Origin of the sequence: Faecalibacterium gallinarum, from assembly GCF_022180365.1 — a bacterium.
Classification (GTDB): Bacteria; Bacillota; Clostridia; order Oscillospirales; family Ruminococcaceae; genus Faecalibacterium; species Faecalibacterium gallinarum.
Window position 1 is genome coordinate 1 of sequence record NZ_BQKV01000010.1, and the last position, 365, is coordinate 365.

Sequence of the window (365 nt, forward strand, 5' to 3'; positions counted from 1 at the left end):
AATAGGGATTTCCACACAGAAAGACCTAACAGCAAATGGGTCACAGATATCTCTTATATCCATACGGAACAAGGTGTCCTGTACCTGTCCATGATCCGGGATTTATACGACAACAGCATTGTGGCCTACAAGACTGCAGCCCAGCAAACAGTAAATCTGGTTCTGGATACCATTCGCCTTGCCATGAACAAAGAGAAAGTCGCTGGGGAGTTGCACCTCCACAGCGACCAGGGGTTTCAGTATACTTCCCAAGCGTACTTTAACCTGACTAAAGAATACGGCATTACGCCTTCCATGTCAAGACGCGGAAACTGCTATGACAACGCAATGGCAGAAAATTTCTTTGGCATTCTAAAAACCGAATG

The 365-nt window shown here is 45.8% G+C and carries 1 protein-coding gene; it reads left to right on the forward strand.

From position 1 onward, the window contains the following. Window positions 1-78 precede the first annotated feature (78 nt). Window positions 79-365 (forward strand): DDE-type integrase/transposase/recombinase (locus tag JCM17207_RS00935; protein WP_238315577.1); only part of this gene is annotated, 287 nt, incomplete at its 3' end.